Below are 598 nucleotides of genomic sequence, written 5' to 3'. Positions count from 1 at the left end.
GTCGTTTTCATCTTGAGAGGGATCTTACCCGGCTTTGGGGACAAGATCCACAAACCAAGAAAGCCGTGAAGGCAGTACTCAAGAAAGGGGACAAAGAAGGTTTCAACCTTCTTCTTCAGGGGCTCATGGCGGAAGAAAAAGAGCCCAAGCGGAAGGAGGCCTTGAAAGCATTTCAGGACCTAATAAACAGCGTATGGGAAGGGATAAAGGACTGGCGAGAGAGAGGGAAAGAAGCGCCAGAAGTTGCGCGGGGTTTAGGGGTTATAGAGCCCAACGTAGGGCATACCATATCCAGGCGGTTTAAACACCGGTGTTCCTCCTGGAGCAAGAAGGGGGCGCTTAACCTTGCGCGGGTAAGATGTGCCTTAAGGAATGGGACCTTACGGGACATGACCCAGGTTTCGGGGCCTCCAGCGCCGGGAGAAGAAGCAGCCGAGAAGAAGGATAACTACAACGGCTACTGGGTGAGGAAAGAGGCGGAAGGTTTGCCTTACAAAGAACCTGGTGATTGGTGTCGTGCTTCTATCTCCTTAGCTCGTGGTAATAGCGAATTAGCCCAAAAACTGGCCGAAGTGGTAGGCCAGCTAAGCTACAGGCA

1 protein-coding gene is annotated in these 598 nt (G+C 52.3%); it reads left to right on the top strand.

Going from position 1 to position 598, the window contains the following annotated elements; genetic code table 11:
• Positions 1–598 (top strand): UPF0236 family transposase-like protein (locus KKC1_RS05530; protein WP_143288684.1); only part of this gene is annotated, 598 nt, incomplete at both ends.

The organism is Calderihabitans maritimus (genome assembly GCF_002207765.1).
In the GTDB taxonomy this organism is placed as follows: Bacteria; Bacillota; KKC1; order Calderihabitantales; family Calderihabitantaceae; genus Calderihabitans; species Calderihabitans maritimus.
The sequence above is the reverse complement of the archived record's forward strand: the minus strand, read 5'-3'. Positions and strand labels throughout refer to the sequence as shown.